General features: G+C 63.3%; 19 protein-coding genes and 1 other RNA gene. 8 read left to right on the plus strand and 12 right to left on the minus strand.

Going from position 1 to position 18709, the window contains the following annotated elements; genetic code table 11:
- On the plus strand, positions 1–873 hold the full coding sequence (locus tag FFI89_RS26125; protein WP_138830431.1) for an N-acetylmuramoyl-L-alanine amidase: 873 nt from the start codon (positions 1–3) through the stop codon (positions 871–873).
- Positions 874–953: 80 nt separating this feature from the next.
- On the opposite strand, the gene FFI89_RS26130 is transcribed toward FFI89_RS26125, so the two are convergent.
- On the minus strand, positions 954–1940 hold the full coding sequence (locus FFI89_RS26130; protein WP_168213045.1) for an ABC transporter substrate-binding protein: 987 nt from the start codon (positions 1938–1940) through the stop codon (positions 954–956).
- A gap of 274 nt (positions 1941–2214) precedes the next feature.
- On the opposite strand from FFI89_RS26130, the gene FFI89_RS26135 reads away from it, so the two are divergent.
- Positions 2215–2448, plus strand: a complete 234-nt coding sequence (locus FFI89_RS26135; protein WP_138830433.1) for a hypothetical protein — start codon at positions 2215–2217, stop codon at positions 2446–2448.
- Here FFI89_RS26135 and FFI89_RS26140 read toward each other — a convergent pair.
- Both FFI89_RS26140 and FFI89_RS26145 read right to left on the minus strand, forming a co-directional pair.
- Positions 2445–3701: an RNA polymerase sigma factor gene (locus FFI89_RS26140; RefSeq protein ID WP_138830434.1), complete on the minus strand. Its 1257-nt coding sequence runs from the start codon at positions 3699–3701 to the stop codon at positions 2445–2447. The two genes, FFI89_RS26135 and FFI89_RS26140, sit on opposite strands and share 4 nt — an antisense overlap.
- A gap of 110 nt (positions 3702–3811) precedes the next feature.
- On the minus strand, positions 3812–4165 hold the full coding sequence (locus FFI89_RS26145) for a YciI family protein (RefSeq protein ID WP_138830435.1): 354 nt from the start codon (positions 4163–4165) through the stop codon (positions 3812–3814).
- 245 nt (positions 4166–4410) lie between these two features.
- On the opposite strand from FFI89_RS26145, the gene FFI89_RS34585 reads away from it, so the two are divergent.
- Both FFI89_RS34585 and FFI89_RS26150 read left to right on the plus strand, forming a co-directional pair.
- A complete protein-coding gene (locus tag FFI89_RS34585) occupies positions 4411–4563 on the plus strand; it encodes a hypothetical protein (RefSeq protein WP_168213046.1) in 153 nt (50 codons plus the stop codon).
- Positions 4560–4745 (plus strand): hypothetical protein, encoded by a 186-nt coding sequence (locus FFI89_RS26150; RefSeq protein ID WP_138830436.1) that lies wholly within the window; start codon positions 4560–4562, stop codon positions 4743–4745. The genes FFI89_RS34585 and FFI89_RS26150 overlap by 4 nt, the downstream gene beginning before the upstream one ends.
- Positions 4746–4753: 8 nt before the next feature.
- On the opposite strand, the gene FFI89_RS26155 is transcribed toward FFI89_RS26150, so the two are convergent.
- Both FFI89_RS26155 and FFI89_RS26160 read right to left on the minus strand, forming a co-directional pair.
- A complete protein-coding gene (locus tag FFI89_RS26155) occupies positions 4754–5194 on the minus strand; it encodes a PAS domain S-box protein (protein WP_138830437.1) in 441 nt (146 codons plus the stop codon).
- A 120-nt stretch (positions 5195–5314) separates the two neighbouring features.
- On the minus strand, positions 5315–6217 hold the full coding sequence (locus FFI89_RS26160; protein WP_138830438.1) for a LysR family transcriptional regulator: 903 nt from the start codon (positions 6215–6217) through the stop codon (positions 5315–5317).
- 135 nt (positions 6218–6352) lie between these two features.
- Between FFI89_RS26160 and rnpB the strand changes: the two genes are divergently transcribed.
- An RNA gene (gene rnpB / locus FFI89_RS26165) (RNase P RNA component class A) lies at positions 6353–6801 on the plus strand.
- A gap of 196 nt (positions 6802–6997) precedes the next feature.
- Here the strand turns inward: rnpB and FFI89_RS26170 are convergent.
- Positions 6998–7714 (minus strand): alpha/beta fold hydrolase, encoded by a 717-nt coding sequence (locus FFI89_RS26170; protein WP_138830439.1) that lies wholly within the window; start codon positions 7712–7714, stop codon positions 6998–7000.
- 199 nt (positions 7715–7913) lie between these two features.
- On the opposite strand from FFI89_RS26170, the gene FFI89_RS26175 reads away from it, so the two are divergent.
- Together FFI89_RS26175 and FFI89_RS26180 are read left to right on the plus strand one after the other, a co-directional pair.
- On the plus strand, positions 7914–8657 hold the full coding sequence (locus tag FFI89_RS26175; RefSeq protein WP_138830440.1) for a sulfite exporter TauE/SafE family protein: 744 nt from the start codon (positions 7914–7916) through the stop codon (positions 8655–8657).
- A gap of 72 nt (positions 8658–8729) precedes the next feature.
- Entirely contained in the window at positions 8730–9665 is a 936-nt protein-coding gene (locus FFI89_RS26180) for a DMT family transporter (protein WP_138830441.1), read from the plus strand.
- Here FFI89_RS26180 and FFI89_RS26185 read toward each other — a convergent pair.
- The 5 genes from FFI89_RS26185 to FFI89_RS26205 all read right to left on the minus strand — a co-directional run bounded on the left by FFI89_RS26185 (position 9662) and on the right by FFI89_RS26205 (position 16287).
- Entirely contained in the window at positions 9662–10087 is a 426-nt protein-coding gene (locus FFI89_RS26185) for a hypothetical protein (protein ID WP_138830442.1), read from the minus strand. The genes FFI89_RS26180 and FFI89_RS26185 overlap by 4 nt on opposite strands.
- Positions 10088–10112: 25 nt before the next feature.
- Positions 10113–11927, minus strand: coding sequence for an ABC transporter ATP-binding protein (locus tag FFI89_RS26190; protein WP_371721781.1), 1815 nt, complete (start codon positions 11925–11927; stop codon positions 10113–10115).
- Between the two features lie 393 nt (positions 11928–12320).
- Entirely contained in the window at positions 12321–13133 is an 813-nt protein-coding gene (locus tag FFI89_RS26195; protein ID WP_138830443.1) for an outer membrane protein, read from the minus strand.
- A gap of 199 nt (positions 13134–13332) precedes the next feature.
- Complete coding sequence (locus tag FFI89_RS26200) at positions 13333–14925, minus strand: DHA2 family efflux MFS transporter permease subunit (protein ID WP_138830444.1); 1593 nt, start codon at positions 14923–14925, stop codon at positions 13333–13335.
- A gap of 48 nt (positions 14926–14973) precedes the next feature.
- Positions 14974–16287: an HlyD family secretion protein gene (locus tag FFI89_RS26205; RefSeq protein ID WP_138830445.1), complete on the minus strand. Its 1314-nt coding sequence runs from the start codon at positions 16285–16287 to the stop codon at positions 14974–14976.
- 189 nt (positions 16288–16476) lie between these two features.
- On the opposite strand from FFI89_RS26205, the gene FFI89_RS26210 reads away from it, so the two are divergent.
- Complete coding sequence (locus FFI89_RS26210; RefSeq protein ID WP_138830446.1) at positions 16477–17118, plus strand: TetR/AcrR family transcriptional regulator; 642 nt, start codon at positions 16477–16479, stop codon at positions 17116–17118.
- A 25-nt stretch (positions 17119–17143) separates the two neighbouring features.
- Here the strand turns inward: FFI89_RS26210 and FFI89_RS26215 are convergent, their stop codons facing one another.
- Positions 17144–18655, minus strand: a complete 1512-nt coding sequence (locus FFI89_RS26215) for a sensor domain-containing diguanylate cyclase (RefSeq protein WP_138830447.1) — start codon at positions 18653–18655, stop codon at positions 17144–17146.
- Positions 18656–18709: the final 54 nt, after the last annotated feature.

Consider the following 18709-nt stretch of genomic DNA (forward strand, 5'->3'; position numbering starts at 1 on the left):
ATGGCTTCTGGTTCGTTCGCGTCTGCTGGTATTGATTCGAAGCGTCAACGCGCCCTTCCCGTTCCCAGGGCCAACGCAGACATGAAGACTTTTACCCCGGATTCCTCGATCGCTTCCGACGTCATCCCGTCGGCGAACTACGGCGATCGCAACAAGGGCCGACAGGCCGACATGATCGTGCTGCACTACACCGGCATGCCGGATGTGGAAGGTGCGATCGCCCAGCTCTGCACCGCGGGCACCGACGTTTCGGCGCATTACATCGTGCTGGAAGACGGCCGCATCGTGCAATGCGTGCCGGAGAGCAAGCGCGCCTGGCATGCCGGCGTGTCGTGCTGGGCCGGCGAGGAAGACATCAATTCCTGTTCGATCGGGATCGAGATCATCAACCGCGGCCACGACTGGGGCTATCCGGATTTCCCGCTGCGCCAGATCGCCGCCGTGATCGCGCTGTGCCGCGGCATCATGCTGCGCCGCCAGGTGCCGTCGCATCGCGTGCTGGCGCATTCCGACGTCGCGCCGGCGCGCAAGAAGGATCCCGGCGAGAAATTCCCGTGGCATTCGCTGGCCAATTCCGGCGTCGGCCACTGGGTACAACCGGCGCCGATCGTGCGCAGCGAAGCGCTCAAGCTCGGCAGCATCAGCGACGACGTCGCCGGCCTGCAGGCAGCCCTTGCCCGATACGGCTACAACGTCCCGACCCATGGCAAGTTCGACGGCGCCACCATGGAAGTCGTCACCGCCTTCCAGCGCCACTTCCGCCCCGAGCGCGTCGACGGGATCGCCGATCATTCGACCATGACCACGCTGCACGCATTGCTGGCGAGCCTGCCGGCGGATGCGCAGCAGACCACGACGATCGTGGCGACGTAGCTCCACCGTCGCAATGACGGATAGCTATTTGTCGCGGAGCACGAACCTCACCGTCCTGCTCACAGCAGCGAACAGCGCTGCTATTCGATCACCTCGTCGGCCTGAGCAAGCAGCGTCGCCGGCAGGCCAAGGCCGAGCGTTTTGGCCGTCTTGAGGTTGATCACGAGCTCCAGCTTCGTCGGCTGTTCCACCGGCAGATCGGTTGGATTGGCCCCCTTGAGGATTTTGTCCACATAGAAGGCGGCGCGTCGAAACAGATCGGACAAGGTTGCGCCATAGGACATCAGGCCCCCATCCTCGACAAACTCCCTTGCGGCGTACATTGCCGGAAGCCGGCTCTTCGCCGCCAATTCCACGATGCGCTTGTGCTCGCCATACAGCATCGGGCTAGGCAACAGAATGACGGCATCGGCGCGCTCTCGAGTCATTGCGGGAAATGCACCGTCGAGGTCGCCCGGGCCACTCGCCGGCACGAGTTGAAGCTGCAAGCCCAGCGCCCGGGCCGCAGTCTCGGTCTCCTTCAACATGCCATCGATCGTACGCTTGCCGTATGCACCAGGATGGTAAAGGGCCGCGACGCGAAAGATTCCGGGAATGGCGGCCTTGAGAAGTTCGAACCGTTTGGCAACCAATTCCGGACCAAGAAAGGTATTCCCTGTAATATTCCCGCCTGGCCGGGACAGGCTAACGATCAGTTCATCCCCGACAGGATCGGCCATGCCGGCCACGACGATAGGGATTGTGCTGGTTGCTTGTTTGGCTCCGCGAGCTGGAGACGTGCTTATCACGACGATGACGTCAACCTTGAGCCGAGCCAGATCGGCAGCCAGTGGCTGAAATCGATCTGTGTTCCAATCCCCGTAACGACGTTCGATCGCTATGTTCAAACCCTCAGTGTAACCAAGCTCCCGCAGCCCTTGGTAGAATCCAGCGGTTCCCGGGGTATCGGTCGAACCAGGGTTCAATACGCCGATAAGCGCGAGCTTTCCCTTCTGCTGGGCGTTAGCGGCGAACGGCCACGCAGCTGCCGCGCCGCCGACCAATGTGATGAACTCGCGCCGCTTCATTGCCAACCCCGGGCTCGAAGGTGGCATCTTAGCGGTTCAAACGGACCCACTGATAGGGCGGAAACCGGCTCCGGCGCCGCTTGCCTGAAGATTTGTAGTATCCGAAAGAGAAGCCCGGCCAGAAGCCGGGCTTCTTTTTGGCGGGCAGAGCGACAACAATCGTTGCTGTCTTCCTGATCTCCGCTGTCGCCCGCGCGGACGCGCGTTCCAATTGTCTTCACGAGGGAACGCTCGCGATCAACCGCCGTTGAACCGTAAGCCAAAGGAGACCGCCATGACGCGATCAGCAACCCTGCTTGGTGTTATCGCCCTGTTATCCGCGCTTGCCAGCCCGGCCTCGGCGCAACACGTCATTTATAATCCGGGCTGGTGCGCCCAATTTTATCCGAACGCAAACTGCCAGAATTACGGCGCCGGCAACCCCTATACGAGCTCCGGCTGGCGACGCGCCTATGGCTATCATGCTCGCTACTATGGCGGTCACCGCCATCGTCGCTATGTGTACTAGCTCTTCGCACCCGCATCACGGTCCAGCTCCGCCATTCGACGTGCATATAACCGCCGCAGCGGCTCCAGTTGCGTCGCAGCCGTTGCCGCAAGATATTCCGCGCGCGCAGCGTCGCGGCGGCCGAGCCGGCGCAACAGGTCGGCGCGTACCGCCGGCAGCAGTTCATAGCCTTTCAGTCCGCCGCGCGCCGCGATCGCGTCGATCAGGTCAAGCGCCCGCGCCGGCCCGTCGACCATCGACACCGCCGCAGCATGGTTGAGTTCGATCACCGGCGACGGGCTGATCCGCAGCAGCACCTCGTAGAGGCCCGCGATCTGCGGCCAGTCGGTGTCATCATAGTTCGGCGCGCGCGCATGCAGCGCCGCGATCGCCGCCTGCACCGCATAGGACTGCGGCCGGCCCGGCATCCGCAACGCCTGTTCCACCAGCGCCAGTCCCTCGGCGATCTGACCATGATCCCACAGCGCGCGGTCCTGCTCTTCCAGCAGCACGATGTCGCCGCCATCAGTCGCGCGGCCGGCGCGGCGTGAATCGTGCAACAGCATCAACGCCAGCAATCCCTTGATCTCGCCGCGGTCGGGCATCAGCCCATCCAATAGCCGCGCCAGCCGGATCGCCTCGCGTGCCAGGTCCGGCCGCATCAGGTCTTCGCCCGAGGTCGCGGCATAGCCTTCGGTGAAGACGAGATAGATCACCGCGAGCACGCCGCGCAACCGCGGCACCAGCGCTTCGCGCTCCGGCACCTCATAGGGAATGCCGGCGAGCCGGATCTTCTGCTTGGCGCGCAGCAGGCGCTGCGCCATCGCCTCCTCGCTGGCGAGAAAGGCGCGCGCCACCTGGGCCGTGGTGAGCCCGCATACGGTGCGCAGCGTCAACGCGACCTGTACTTCGGCGGCAAAGGACGGATGGCAGCAGGTAAAGATCAGCCGCAGCATGTCGTCGTCGAGCGCGGTTTCCGCGGTCTCGCATGGCGCCGATGCCTGCAGCAGCAATTCGTGCGTCAACGCCTCCTGCTTGCTGCGAAACGAAACGTTGCGGCGAACCCGATCGATCGCCTTGTTGCGGCCGACATTGACCAGCCATGCGCGGGGATTGGACGGCAACTCGGCGCTCGGCCAACGCTCCAGCGCCACCGCGAACGCATCCTGCAAGGCATCTTCCGCGAGATCGAAATCGCCGACGAGGCGGATCAGGGTCGCCAGCGCCCTGCCCGCCTCGTCGCGAAAGGTTTGTTCGATTTCGGTGGGTGTCATTGGCGCTCGTTGAACTCTCGTCGTCATTCCGGGGCGATGCACAGCATCGAACCCGGAATCTCGAGATTCCGGGTTCGTCCTTCGGACGCCCCGGAATGACAGCCTAGCCGTCAATTATCATAAACCATCACCGGCCTGACCTCGACCGAACCGGTCTTGGCGCCGGGAATGCGTGCGGCGACGGAGAGGGCGGCGTCGAGATCCTTGGCTTCGACCAGATAATAACCGGCGAGCTGCTCGCGCGTCTCCGCGAACGGTCCGTCGGTCGTCAGTGTCTTGCCGTCGCGGACGCGTACGGTGGTTGCCGTCGTCGTCGGCTGCAGGCCGTCGCCGGCCTTGAAATGGCCGCTCTGGACAATCGACTGGGTGTATACGCCATATTCCGCGGTCAGTGCCTTGCGCGCCGCGGCGTCCCTTTTGCCCAACTCGGCCTCGTTCTGATAGATCAACAACAGATACTGCATCTCGTTTACTCCTCATTGATCGGCTGGATCGCCGACACCCAGTCGAACGGGCCCCACGCAAAACGACATCGTCAGGATAAATTATTTTGGGCGCCGGAGCGGGATCATCCGCAGCCGCGGCTGCCCGGTTTTCGCCGGCGATCTCCCTTAATATCGAATATATCGATAATAACAGCCTATATTATTCGTTTGCCAAAACTACTCCGGAGCATACCGTTGGCGGCGGTTAAACCCGGGAGGCGACCATGAACGCCATCATGCAGATGAAATCGCGAATCTTGCTGCTGCTGGATTGGGTGGGGGATCCGATCGCACGATTCCTGGCACCGAGGCCGGTGCATCGCGCCGCCCTGATCGCGGTCAGGGTCGCAGCCAGCGGCAACCCGACCGGCGCATGAGCGGTCTGCGCCGCCTGATCGCCGACGAAGGCTTTGCGGTCTCGATCCTCGCGGCCGTGGCTGCAGCAACCATTCTCGCCTTCGGCTTTGACGCAACGGCGGATGTCATAGCATCAATGCTGGTCGTCGGCGGCGTGACGGCCCTCGCCGAGACGAAACTCAGATCCGGCAGAAAATCATGAGCGCGCCATCATGACTGCGCTTTGGCGTCGCCGGATTCGGCGAGCCGGCGCTTCAGCTCCCTGACTTCCTCGAAGCGCTTCGTCACATCGCGCATCACCGCAATCGTGCCCGTGACCTGTTGCGCGCCGTCTCGCAGCATCAGAATCGTGAATTCGACCGATATCCGCCGGCCGTCCTTGGTCAGGGCCGGTACCGACAACAGGTCGCCGTGACCGTAGCGGCTGGTTCCCGTCGCCATCGTATGGCGATAGCCGCTCCAGTGCCGTGCCCTCAGGTTTTCCGGGATGATCAGGTCGAGCGATTGACCGCAGGTCTCGGCGGCGGTGAAGCCGAACATCCGTTCCGCGCCGGGATTCCAGAACATGATCCGCCCCTCGCGATCGGTGGCAACGATCGCGTCGGAGGCGCTGTCGAGCAGCGCGTCGCCAAGTCCATCAGGAATGTTCATCGCCTGGCTCTGTCGGGAAGGATGGCGCCGATGTGAACCCGCGGGGCCATTTTGACAAGCGAGGAATACCGATGGCTGCGATCGGCAAAGCCGATAGGAAAGGATGTGGCCCTGGCGCGATCAGCGCCGCTTGCGCGCGCCGCGCTTGGCCGGCGGTGCGGCATTCGGCTCCTGCTCCCGGTGGGCATCGGCGACGCGATGCATGATTTCGACGGCGCGCGCCACCTGCTCGCCCTCCCGGTCCAGCGGATAGGCGACATAGGCCGGCATCGCGAATGCCGGAGCACCGCCGACGGCATGCAGCCTTCGCGTTTTCAACAGCGGCTCGACGATCCGCCGCGCGAAAAATCCGGAGCCGCCGTTTTCAAGAACGTGCTGCAATCCCAACCAGCCGATATTGGCCGTCAGCGCCGGCCCCGAAAAATTCGGAAAAAACACGCTGTGACGGGCATAGAATTCCGGGCCCCAATCGACATAGACATAGCCTGCTTGCGGTTCGGGCGCGCTTTTCGGATCGGTCGAGACCAGGATCAGTTGCTCCTCGAACAATTGCTCGACCTTGAGGCCCGGCCGGCTCTGCGGCGTATACATCACGCCGATATCGATGCGCCCTTCCACCAGCCCCTGCATCAATTCGGGCTCGAGCGCGCTCTCGGCCCGGATCGAAATGTCCGGCTGCTCGGCCCGCATCAGCGGCAACCAGCGCAACAGATATTCTTCCCACAGGCCGATACGGCCGCCGACGACGAGCGTTCCCGAAAATCCCTTGGGAATGCCGACGTCGTGACGGGCCTGTTCGACGGTGCGGACCAGCGCGGAGGCGTGACGCTGAAATTGCCGTCCCGCCGATGTCAGCGTGGTGCCGGCCTTGTTGCGAACGAACAGCGTGCAGCCGAGCTGCTGCTCCAACGTGTGAATGCGGGTACTGACGGTCGACTGGCTGACATGCAGCCGTTCGGCCGCGGTGATGAAGTTGCCAGAGGTGACCACCGTCAGGAACGTCCGGGCCAGTTCGGTGTCCATGGCGGGCCAATCCTCATATCGACGAGGCCGATATCAAATGCCGCTCTTTCGCGGATGTCAAAATTACGCGCCCGGGTGCGGATTAACCATCGCGATCGCTTGACGCAGGCCGCGCGAGCCCCCATGCCTTGGACGTCAGTCGGCCGGACGGCCGCTCCCGCTACGGTCGAAAGGCTGCGGGAGAGGAAAGTCCGGGCTCCATCGACATACGGTGCCGGATAACATCCGGCGGGGGCGACCCCAGGGACAGTGCCACAGAGAATGAACCGCTTCCCCCACCTACCCTCCCCGCTTGCGGGGGAGGGATGGGAGGGGGAAGTAAGGGTGAAAAGGTGCGGTAAGAGCGCACCGCGGGTCCGGCAACGGAAACGGCATGGCAAACCACACCGGGAGCAAAACCGAATAGGGACGGCAAAGCGGGATGTTCGCGCAAGCGATAACTCCGCAGGGCGATGTCAGGCTCGCCGTCCGGGTAGGTTGCTCGAGGCCATGTGCAAACATGGTCCCAGAGGAATGGCCGTCACGTATCGTCCGCGCAAGCGGGCGGTGCCTTACAGAACCCGGCTTACAGGCCGGCTGATATTCTATAGCGTTTTCGAGCGAAGTGGTTTTCCGGTTCGCGCAAAGAAAACGCGTCTTACCAAGTGAGAATGAGGGGTTCGGCGTAACGCGCCGGACCCCTCGCCAATTTGGGAGTTCGTCATTCCGGGGCGCGAAGCGAACCCGGAATCTCGAGATTCCGGGTTCGTGCTTCGCACGCCCCGGAATGACGTCGTGAAATCACGCCGCGATCTGCTCCAACAACGCCATCAGCGCTTCTGGCGCCGTGACGTTCGGCGAATGGCTGGCGTCGATTTCGAAGTAGCGCCAGGCCGGATCATTTTTTGTCATGCGCGCAAATGGCCCAAACGTGTCGGCCGGCGTGATGCGCGTGGCGTAGATGTAGCTGCGCGGCAAGGTCAGCGGCCCGCGCTGCAGCTTCAACTTTGTATCGAAGCATTTGATCGGCATGTGAACGCGGCGGGCCGCAAGCCATTCGACGTCGGCAGGCGAGGTATCCGGCGGCGTTTGCATCGGCGGCACGCGCCAGCCATCGCCGTCCTTTGCCGTCTTCTGCAGCGGCGTTCGCCCGGATTCATTGAGATCGAACAGCGACTGTCCATCCCCGGGCACGAAGGCGTCGATGTAGATCATCTGCGCAACCTTGGCGCGCGCGCGGTCGGCCACGCCGGTCGCGACCATGCCGCCATAGCTGTGGCCGACCAGCACGATGTCGCGCAGATCATCGTACTGGATGACGTTCAGCATGTCCTCGATGTGGGATTCGAGATCGAGGCCGGGATGGGCGAGATGCGCGCGCTCGCCCAGACCCGTATAGCTCGGCGTCACCAGCCGATGGCCTGCCGCCTGCATCGGCGGGTGCATCTTCTTCCAGGCCCAACCCGCCGACCATGCGCCATGACAAACCAGAAAGGTTTTCGGAGAGGTGGATTTCATTGGGCCGTTTCCCCATGGTTATTGTTGAAGGCTTAATTGCGAGTGTACCGGAGCTTCGCGTCGTGTAAACGTCGGCGCAAATCTCACCATCGTCATTCCGGGATGGTCCGAAGGACCAGACCTCAGGGGTGCGATGGCACCCCGGGGAATCTCGAGATTCCGGATTCGCTTCGCGCCCCGGAATGACGGAGCAAAAAAATTGGACATCTCCACCTACGCTATTCTCGTCGCCGGCGCACTTGCCGGCGGCTTCGTCTCCGGGCTTGCCGGTTTCGGCACGGCGCTGATGGCGCTGGGGATCTGGCTCTACATCTTGTCGCCGGCCGTTGCCGTGCCGCTCGTGCTGATCTGCTCGGTCAGTTCGCAGCTCTCGACGCTGCCATCAATGTGGCCGCTGCTCGATTTCCGGCTGGCGCTGCCGTTCGTGGTGGGCGGGCTGATCGGCATGCCGATCGGGACGCTGCTGGTCGCCCGTGCCGATCCGCAAGTCTTCAAACTGAGCGTCGGCGTGATGCTGCTGGTGTTTCCGGCGGCGCTCTATTTCATCCGAAAGCCGATGGCATTTCGTTTCGGCGGCCGGTTGGCCGACGCCGCCGTCGGATTTGCCGGCGGCATCCTTGGCGGCCTCGCCGGCCTCTCGGGTCCGCTTCCAACCCTGTGGGCGAGCGTACGCGGCTGGAGCAAGGATCAGCGGCGCGGCGTTTTCCAGATCTTCAACGGCACCGTGCTCGGCGCCGCGCTGTGCCTGCAGGTCGCGAACGGTTTTGTGGCACGGGAAGTGTTCTGGCTCGCGCTGCTGGCGCTGCCCGGCACATTTTTCGGCGCCTGGGTTGGCATGCGCACCTATCGGGCCCTGAGCGACCGTAACTTCTACGACGTCGTGTTGGCGCTGCTGTTTTTGTCCGGACTCGGCCTGGTGTGGAGCAGCATTGCTCCGAGATAGCGGCGCATGGCCGCCATGTGCACCGAGTAGATTGCTGTACGCTAAGCTGCAAAGCAGCTAACCCATCGCGCCATGAACGCCCCTCCATCTTCACGCGAACGTCTCGGACTGCTGCTGGGTTTTGTCGGCATGGCGACCTTCGGCGGCACATTGCCGGCGACGCGCATCGCCGTGTCGGCCATTGACCCGATGGCGCTGACCTCGTTGCGCACCGTGATCGCCGGCCTCTGCGCGCTGGCGCTGCTGGTCGTGCTGCGGCGCCCGCTGCCGCCCCGCGCGCTATGGCCGCAACTCGTGATCACCATGCTGTGCGTCGCCGTGCTGTTTCCGTTCCTGATGGCGCTCGCGGTTCAAACCGTCGACGCCTCGCATGGCGGCCTGGTGTTTGGAATCATGCCGATCGCCACTGCCCTGGTCGCCGTCGCCATCACCCATGAGCGGCCGCGGCCGTTGTTCTGGATCGCATCCGTCGCCGGCGCGGCGCTGGTGATCGCGTTCGCGCTGCGGCAAGGCGGTGGCACGCTGTCATCCGGCGATCTGCTGTTGTTCGCGGCCGTCGCCGTCTCCGCGGTCGGCTACGCCTTTTCCGGGCGGCTGACCTTGCAGATGCCGGGCTGGGAAGTCATCAGCTGGGTGCTGGTGATCGCGCTGCCGGTTTCGATCCCGGCCGCGGCGCTGACGATGCCCGCCGACATCACCCACATCGCGCTGAAACCATGGCTGGCGCTGCTCTATGTCGCGCTGTTCTCGCAATGGATCGGGTTCTTCGCCTGGAACGCCGGCATGGCGATGGGCGGCATCGCACGGGTGTCGCAGATCCAGTTGCTGCAACCCTTCGTCACCTTCGCGCTGGCGTCATACTTCAACGGCGAGACCATCACGCTGCAGATCCTGCTGTTCGCGTCAGCCGTGGTCGCAACGGTGGCGATATCGACGCGCACCCGTGGCCGGGCAGCGCCCGCGGCACCGAAACGGGACCGGGAGCCGCCTCAGCTCGCGGCCTCCTAATCGATCAGGTCCGGATTTTCAGCGACAAGCTCCCGCCGGGTTTTTTCCGACCGTATGGCGCGAAGCAGCACCCGCGCGGTCTTCATGTGCCCCGCCTTGACCGACAGGCCGATGATCTGGCTGACCGAGACGTCGCGCATCTGGTCGTCGGAAATCTGCTTGGCAATTTCGAGGGCGCGCCTGACGGCCGCCTGGTAACGCTCGCCTTCGACTGCCTTCTGCTTTTCGTCCTTGCGACCGTTGCCGGTCGCCATTGTTTCGGCAATGGCCCGGGCGGAAGCGCAGATCTCGCGGATCTTCTGCGCCGCGCCGATGTCGCCAAGCGGCTGATCGGCGGCAAATTCCCAGACGTCCGGTGGCCGATCTTTATGGAACCAGCGCATCGCGTAAGCCCCTTCGATGCCGGAAATATATTCCGGCATCGATCCCGTTAGCAAGAATGCGCAGCTATTCCGCGGCCGAGATGCGGCCGAACTCGGTCGCCTGCCGCTCGAACAGCCCGCGATAGATTCCGCCGGGGCGCGCCTTCAGCACGGCGTGGGTGCCGTGCTCGACGATCTCGCCGCGATCGAACACCAGAATCCGGTCGAGGCTGCGCACCGTCGACAGCCGGTGCGCAATCACGATCGAGGTACGGCCCTTCATCAACCGGTCCATCGCCTGCTGGATCAGCCCCTCCGATTCCGAATCCAGGCTCGACGTCGCCTCGTCCAGGATCAGCACCGGCGCATCGGCCAGAAACGCCCGCGCCAGTGCGACGCGCTGCCGCTCGCCGCCCGACAGCTTGACGCCGCGTTCGCCGACCAGCGTGCCATAGCCCTTCGGCAGCCGCAGGATGAACTCATGCGCGTTCGCCAACCGCGCGGCCTGCTCGATCGCCGCCATGGAGGCGCCCGGCCTGCCATAGGCGATGTTATCGGCCAGCGTCCGGTGAAACAGGATCGGCTCCTGCTGCACGATCGCGATCTGGCTGCGCAGCGAATGCTGCGTCGCCTGCGCGATATCCTGGCCGTCGATCAGGATCTTGCCGCCGCCGATATCGTAGAGCCGCTGCACCAGCTTGACGAAAGTGGTTTTGCCGGAACCGGAACGGCCGACCAGGCCGACCCGTTCGCCGGCGCGGATATCGACCGACAGGCCGTCATACAACGGCGAGCGATGCCCGCCGTAATGGAACGTCACGGCATCGAACACGATGCGGCCGCCCTGGATGTCGATCGGCGTTGCAGCGGGCGCGTCGGCAATGCCGACCGGCTCGCCATGGATAGCAACCAGTTCCTCCATGTCATTGACCGAACGCTGCAGGTTGTTGATGTGCATGCCGACGTCCCGCAGATAGGCGTGGATGATGTAGTAGCTGGTCAGCACATAGGTGACGTCGCCCGGCGAAGCGCGCCCGGCAATCCAGAGCAGGATCGCGCCGCCGATCACGGAGGCGCGAAAGCACAGCAGCACCCCGAGCTGCGCCGTCGAGGTGTAATTGTAACGCAGCCAGGTCCGCCGCACGCGGGTGCGCCATCGGCTGATGACGCCCTCCAGCCGCGCGTCCTCGCGCGCTTCGGCGCCAAAGGATTTCACCACCGCGTTACAGGTCAAGGCATCGGCCAGCGTGCCGCCGACCTTGGTGTCCCAGGCATTGGAAACCCGAGCCGCCGGCGCGATGTAGTTCATCGAAAACGCAATCGTCATCGACACATAGACCAGCGTTCCCGCCGCGATCACTGCGCCGAGCACAGGCCAGTGCAGCCCGAGCAGGATCATCGAGCCCAGCAACACCAGCAGCGACGGCGCCAGCGCCATCAGGATGGTGTCATTGAGCAGGTCGAGCGCCCACATGCCGCGCGTGATCTTGCGCACGGTCGATCCGGCAAAGCTGTTGGCGTGCCAGTCGGTCGAAAAGCGCTGCACGCGCGCGAAGGCATCGCGCGACACGTCGGACATCAGCTTCAGCGTGAACGGCACGATCGCCTGCAAACCGCTCAGGCGCAGGATCATCGACAACAGGCCCAGCGCCACGATCCCGCCAAAGGCTGTGAACGCGGCATGCCGTGCCGCCGGATCCGAAGCGCCTAAGGTGAGCGCGTCGACCAGCCAACCGGAGAAGACCGGCATGAACAGGTCCGCCGCGGTCGCGCCAAGGAAGCCGCCGGCGACGAGGGCCGCGCGGCCGGGCTGTTCGAGCCAGTGACGGAACACGAACGGGATCACCACGCGCATCGCCGCGGGACGTTTGTTGAGTTGACTGGTCATTTGAGTGGTCATGGCGTCATCCGGCTGCGCCCACGCGCATGCCGACTCCATCTGGACGACGCGTGACAGCATCAAACTGATGCGAAAGCGTCGATAAATTAACAGGTAACCCGTTGGGAGACTTTGGAGATCGGCAACCCCGAGATCAGGAAATCAGGTGGTCCGATCGATGCTGGCGGAGTGCGCCCTCAAAGGGCGAGACAGGCGTCCGGCATAAATACTGAACGCGGACGGGCGGTCTGCGAATAAGACGAAATCATGCAAATCCTCCCCGGTTCGAGTGATAATGCGCTGCTTATAAATGCATCACGCACAATTTGCAACATGACAAGCGCGTGAGCGTGCATCCGTTCACGCGAACTTCAACCAACGCCGGCAGGTGACTTCAGTCAGTACCTGGTCTCGTTAGTACTTGGCGACGACCGGGCCGCCGAAGCGGTAGTTGAGGCGCAGCGTGACCATGTCGATGTCCTGACGAATCCGTTCGCTGTGGTTCAGCAACGCTGGAACAAACAGCGCAGGATCGTAGACCATCGCGACATCGCGCGACCCCATGAACAAATGATCGTATTCGAGCGCGAGCGACCAGTTAGGCGTGAACGCATATTCGCCGCCGACCCCGACCACGCCGCCCCAGCGCGTTTCACTGCCGCGGTCCGTGACAAAGCCGGCAAGCTGTCCGCCGAAGGCCGTGGTCAGAAAGCTGTCGTATTTGTCGCGGGCGACGGCGGCGCCGCCCTTCACGTAAAGCAGGACATTGTTCCAGGAATATCCAACCTGCCCGGTGAACAAGCCGATCGCGTCGATCCTGGTGCGGTTCGCAATACCTGCAAACAACAATGCATTCTGGGATGGGTTCGAACCGCTGAGGTCGGCCCAGTTGCCCTGGGCCTCCACGCCGAACACCCAGGAAGCGCTCTGCCAGCGATAGCCGATCTGGCCGCCGGCCGTTCCACCACTGGCGGTGTGGCAGCCTTCGGAGCCGGCAACGTTGAGGGTCGGAGCGACGAAAGTCGTGATCGTAAAAGGATTGATATCCCAGCATTTGCGGCTCCACGCACCGCCGCCGTTGCCGCCGATATAGAAGCCGCTCCAGTCGTAGGCGGCAACGACCACGGGCGGTGGCGCCTTGGTAGTGGGACGCGCGGCGAGATCGGCGGCAGAAGCGCTCACGGCGCTGACGGCCAGAGCAAAAGCCGCAACAACGAGCTTGTTCATCGCAATGCTCCATGGCGCCGGATCGCGCTGAGTCACGGAACAATCTATGCGATGGCACGACCAGAGGCTGTATCTCACCGGCAACATCCGCAAACGATTGCGATAACCGGCGGCGACCTTTGATTTGACGCGTTTTCTTGACGCGAACCTGATTCCACCCACGGATCAAGTCCGAGGGCATGCTTCGCCGGAAAACGGTCTAGTGCGCGACCTCACCGCCCGCCGCCGAAGCCGCGGGTTTATCCAGCAGCATGACCAGGAGGCTGAGGCTGAAATAGAAAATAGTCAGCATGAAGAAGGCATCGCCATAGCCCATCACCACTGCCTGCCGGTGCACGATCTGCGACAGTTGCTTCATCGCCATCAGCGCGGCATCGCCCATGCCCTGCAGGCGCTGGGTAAACATGTTGAGGGTTTCGGTCGCGGTGGCGTTGCCCCAGTTCACCCGCTCCTGCAGCCGCACGATATGCAGATCGGTGCGTTCGTTCAGTACCTGGTTGATGACCGCCAGCCCCACCGCGCCGCCGAGGTTGCGCGTCAGGTTGAACAGGCCCGAGGCATTCTTCACCCGCTCCGGCGCCAGCGTCCCGAGCGCGATGGTATTGGTCGGCACCATCGCGAACATCATGCCGATGCCGCGCAGGATCTGCGGCACCAGCAATTCGTAGAAATCATAGTCGCGGGTGATCCAGGTCATCTGATAGGAGCCCAGCGCGAAGATGCACAGCCCGGCGGCGATGATGTAGCGCAGGTCGACCTTCAGCATCAGCCGCCCCACGATCGGCGCGGTGAAGAACATGGTGATGCCGGAGACGAACATGGTCTCGCCGATCATCAGCGCGCTGTAGCCGCGCACTTCGGCGAGATAGCGCGGATACATGTAGGTCAGGCCGTAGAGTCCGATGCCGATGCAAAACGAGATCAGGCAGCCGATGCCGAAATTGCGGTCATTGAAGGTTCTGATATCGACGATCGGCTCTTTCGCGGTCAGCACGCGCCAGAAGAAGGCGATGGCCGAGATAGCGCAGACCGCAGCACAGGTTGCCACCGACGTGTCCTGCAGCCACTCATATTGCGGGCCCTCTTCCAGCACATATTCGAGCGAGCCGAGAAAGCCCGCCATGAACAACAAGCCCCACCAGTCGAAATGCTCGAGCAGCGCGAAGTTCGGCTCGTCGAAATCCACCAGTGCCAGCACGCCGATGGTGATGCCGATGCCGGGGACGATGTTGATGAAGAACAGCCAGTGCCACGACATCATGTCGGTGATGTAACCACCGACCGTCGGACCGATGGTCGGCGCCAACGTCGCGACCAGGCCGATGATCGGGCCGACGATGTAGAATTTCTCGCGCGGAAACACCGTGTAGGCGGAGGCGAACACGGTCGGGATCATGCCCGCCCCGAGGAATCCCTGGATCGCGCGCCACAGGATCATCTGCTCGATGGTCGAAGCGAAGCCACAGAAGAAACTCGCGATCGTGAAGCCGGAAGCGGAAATCGCAAACAGCAACCGGGTGCCGAACGCGCGCGACAGGAATCCGGAGAGCGGGATCGCGATTACCTCGGCGATCAGATACGAGGTCTGAACCCACGACACTTCGCTGGAGGATGCCGAAAGGCCGGCCTGGATTTCAGACAGCGACGCCGAGACGACCTGGATGTCCAGGATCGACATGAACATCCCGAACACCATGATGAGAAACGCAAACAGCCGTCGCGGCGGAATCCGCTCGGACGTCTGCGCCGCTGATTTCATCATGCCGGGGGGAGCGGTGGTGGCGTCAGCCATGATCTGCCCGGAACCTGCACCGGGCTCGCGCCCGGCGCTTCAAGGAAATTACTGCGGATGAATCGCCGTCGTCGAATCGAGGTCGGCGTCGCTGTCCGCATCGGCGGCGCCTTCGCGGGTATCGACGGTCGTGTAGACCGACATCCCCGCGCGCAACAGGTTCTGCTTCGCCACGTCCTTCGGCACGCGGATGCGGACCGGCAGCCGCTGCACGATCTTGGTGAAATTGCCGGTGGCGTTGTCGGGCGGCAGCAGCGTGAACACCGAACCCGCGGCCGGCGAAATGCTGTCGACGATACCCGCGAACTTGCGCAGGCCATAGGCATCGACCTTGATCGTCACCGGCTGGCCGGGGCGGATGCGCTTGAGCTGGGTTTCCTTGTAGTTGGCGTCGATGAAGACGTCGTTGAGCGGCACCACGTTGGCGAGCCGCTGGCCGGCCTGGATGTAATCGCCGGTGTTGACGAGCCGGTTGGAGAAGGTGCCATCGACCGGAGCGCGCACCGAGGTAAAGGCGAGATCGCGCTCGGCCTTCGCAAGCGACGTCTGCAATTCGGCAAACTGGGCCTGGGCTTCCGCCTGCTGCGCCCTGGTGACTTCGACATTGTCGCGCGCCGCGTCATAGGCCGCCTGCGCCGCCTTCACGGCCGCCACGCCCTGGTCGCGGCCGGCCTCGGATTGCTCGAAGGTCGCGCGCGAGGCAAATCCCTTGGTGGTCAACGCCTGCTGACGATCATAGTCGAGACCCGCGCGCTTCAGCGCCGCTTCCGAGGAAGCAAGCTGGGCGCTGGCCTGCTCGACCGCGCTGACCAGCGCGGTCACCTGGCGGCCGATCCGGTCGATGGTGGCCTGCTGGGTCGCAATCCTGGTGCGCGCGGCATCCACCGCGATCCTGTAATCGCCGTCGTCGATCTTGAAGATGACGTCGCCGGTATGAACGATCGAATTGTCGGCAGGCAGAATCGCGGCGACATGGCCCGCCACCCGCGCGCCGAGCGTGGTGTTGTTGGCGCGGACATAGGCGTCGTCGGTCGAGACATAGAAGCGGCCGACGAGCAGGAAATAGACGCCGTAGCCGACGGCCGCGAGCGCCAGCAATCCGAACACGCCCATCATGATGAATTTGCGCTTGCCCGGCTTGGCGCCGACGGCAGGCTTGTCAGTGATCTTGGCCGGCGGCGCGGCCGGATTCTCGGTGGCCGGACCGGCCGGCGTCTCCGCGGGGCGGCGCCTGGTTTCTTCCGTCACGTGGGTCCGCAACTGATCCGCCAGCTGGGCGGTGGCGTCTCGCGAAACTTCGCCCTCTGCCGTTTCCGGCTCGGTGCGAACAACGCGGGCTGCCTGGTCTCTCGTTGCGGCCATTACCGGCCTCCCCATTCCGATTTCGCGATGCAAGTGCGGCCAAAAACCGGCCGCCTAGGCATCGTCACCCTCAAAAGTATCATTGACCGAACGGTTCGGTCAAGATACATTCTCACCCATCGGACCATAGAGCGAAAAACCCTTCCGGCCGGTATCCCGGGTTGAAATCTTTCGCGAGAAGATAAACCAATGGTTGCAGCCACTCCAAACACGATTCATCTCGCCGCCGAAGAAGATTCTTCGAAGCGCCGGCAGATTCTGGACGGCGCCCGCAAGGTTTTCATGGATCTCGGCTTTGACGGCGCCAGCATGAACGAAATCGCGCGCTCGGCCGCCGTCTCCAAGGGCACGCTGTATGTCTATTTCGCCGACAAGAACCGGTTGTTCGAGGCGATCGTCGAGGAAGAGGCGCTCGAACGCGGCCAGCTCTCGTTCAATTTCGATCCCGGGCGCGATGTCGTCACCACGCTTCGCGCGTTCGGGCAGACCTTTATCCAATCGCAATGCCGGCCCGGCGGTGGCTCTTCAATCCGAACCGTGATGGCGATTGCCGAGCGGATGCCAGAGGTCGGCCGGCGGTTCTACGAGAACGTGCTGGAGAAGACCAACAACCGCCTTGCCGATTACCTCAGGACGCATGTCGGACCGAACGATCTCGCGATCGACGACTGCCACCTCGCAGCATCGCAATTCACGATGATGTGCCAGGCTTCGCTGTTTCTGCCGTTCATTTTTCAGGCCGCCCCCGCCCCTTCGGCGGAACGCATCGCCGAAGTGGTCGAGAGCGCGACCAAGATGTTCCTGGCAATGTATCGGGCGAAGCCAGCGTAACGGCGAGTGCGTTGTTTCAGGCTGATCAGGCCGCCCGATGCCGATGCAGGGACAGCGGGGTTGGCGCCGCGACGGCGCGGTTGCGTCCCGCATGCTTCGCTTCATAGAGCGCCAGATCGGCCGATTTGACCAGGTCGCCTGGCACCAGCCCGACCTGCGGAACCATGGCGGCGACGCCGATGCTGATCGTCGGGCAAATATCGGGACGCCCTTGCTGCTGGCTGCGCAACGACAGCACGCTGGCGCGGATCTCCTCGGCAACGCGGCAGGCCCCCTCGACCGATTCGCCCGGCAACAGCACCGCGAACTCCTCGCCGCCATAGCGCGCGCTGAGGTCGGATACGCGTCTTGTCCCGTTGGCGATGCAGGCTGCGATGGAGGTAAGCGCCGCATCACCGGCCTGATGCCCGTGTGCGTCGTTGTAGGCCTTGAAGCTGTCCGCATCGATCATCAGCAGCGCGAGCGGATCTGCCGACCGCTGCGAACGGCGCCATTCGCTGGACAGCACCTCATCGAATTTCCGCCGGTTGTAAAGCCCGGTCAGGCCGTCGGTGCTCGCGAGCAGCGCGAGCTGGTTTTCGGCGGCGGTTCGTCGTTTCAGCGCCAACGCCAGAAACACGGTCAGCGCCATCGTGATTGCGCAAAGTGCCAGCATGATCGAGCCGATCAGCCAGACTTCCCGCCACCAGTCGGCATAAATGGTTTCGAGCGAAACACCCTGGACGATCAGCAGCGGATGATGACCGACTTGCTGAAAGACGAACAGGCGCCGAACGCCGTCGAGGATCGAAGCCGTTTCGTACCAGCCGTTCTGCACCTGAGGGAATTGCTGGAATACTCGGGATTTGCGCAGACTCTGCCCGATCGTGTCGATGTCGAACGGCGCCCGCATCAGAATGGTGCCGTCCGCAGCGATCAGGTTCATCGAATCCCCGTGACCGAACTTCAGCTTGCTGAACAGGCTGTGGAAGTAGCTCAGGCGCATGCTGCCGGCGACGATCCCGCCAAACGATCCGTCCGGGTTGGTGATCCGCCGGCTGAGTCCGATCAGGTACTGTCCATCAGCCGCCACCCAGGGACGGCTGATATACAGGCCAGCGTCCGCTTGCCTGACGTGAATCTGAAAAAAATCCAGGCCGGAATAACTCGCCTCGGCAGGCACCAGCGATCGCGAGTCGAGCACGACCTTGCCGAGACGATCCGTCACCAGAATCGACCCCATATCCTTGGCGGTAGCCGCACGGTCGAACAGTACGACCTGCCGCAGTTCCGGACTAATCTTGTCGATCTCGGGCAGCTTCAAGCCATCGACGACCGCCTGCAGCGACAGATCGTAGAGCTCGATGTTTCGGTCGATTTCGCTGGCGAGGCTGGAAACCAGATTGGCGGCGGCATCCCGGCTGTGCAGGTAGTCCCTGTCGCCGGCCTGCCAGAGAATCCAGCCGCAAATCGCAGAGAAGCTCAGCGTCACGGCGAGCCCCAGCATCAACAGCCACTTGGTCGGCGCGGTCTTTTGCCTTGCGAAGCGCGTAGTCATCGATATTCCCAACACCCGGCGCCCCGCGCCTGCTCCTTTCCTAGCGGTATCGCG

The organism is Bradyrhizobium sp. KBS0727 (assembly GCF_005937885.2).
Lineage (GTDB): Bacteria > Pseudomonadota > Alphaproteobacteria > Rhizobiales > Xanthobacteraceae > Bradyrhizobium.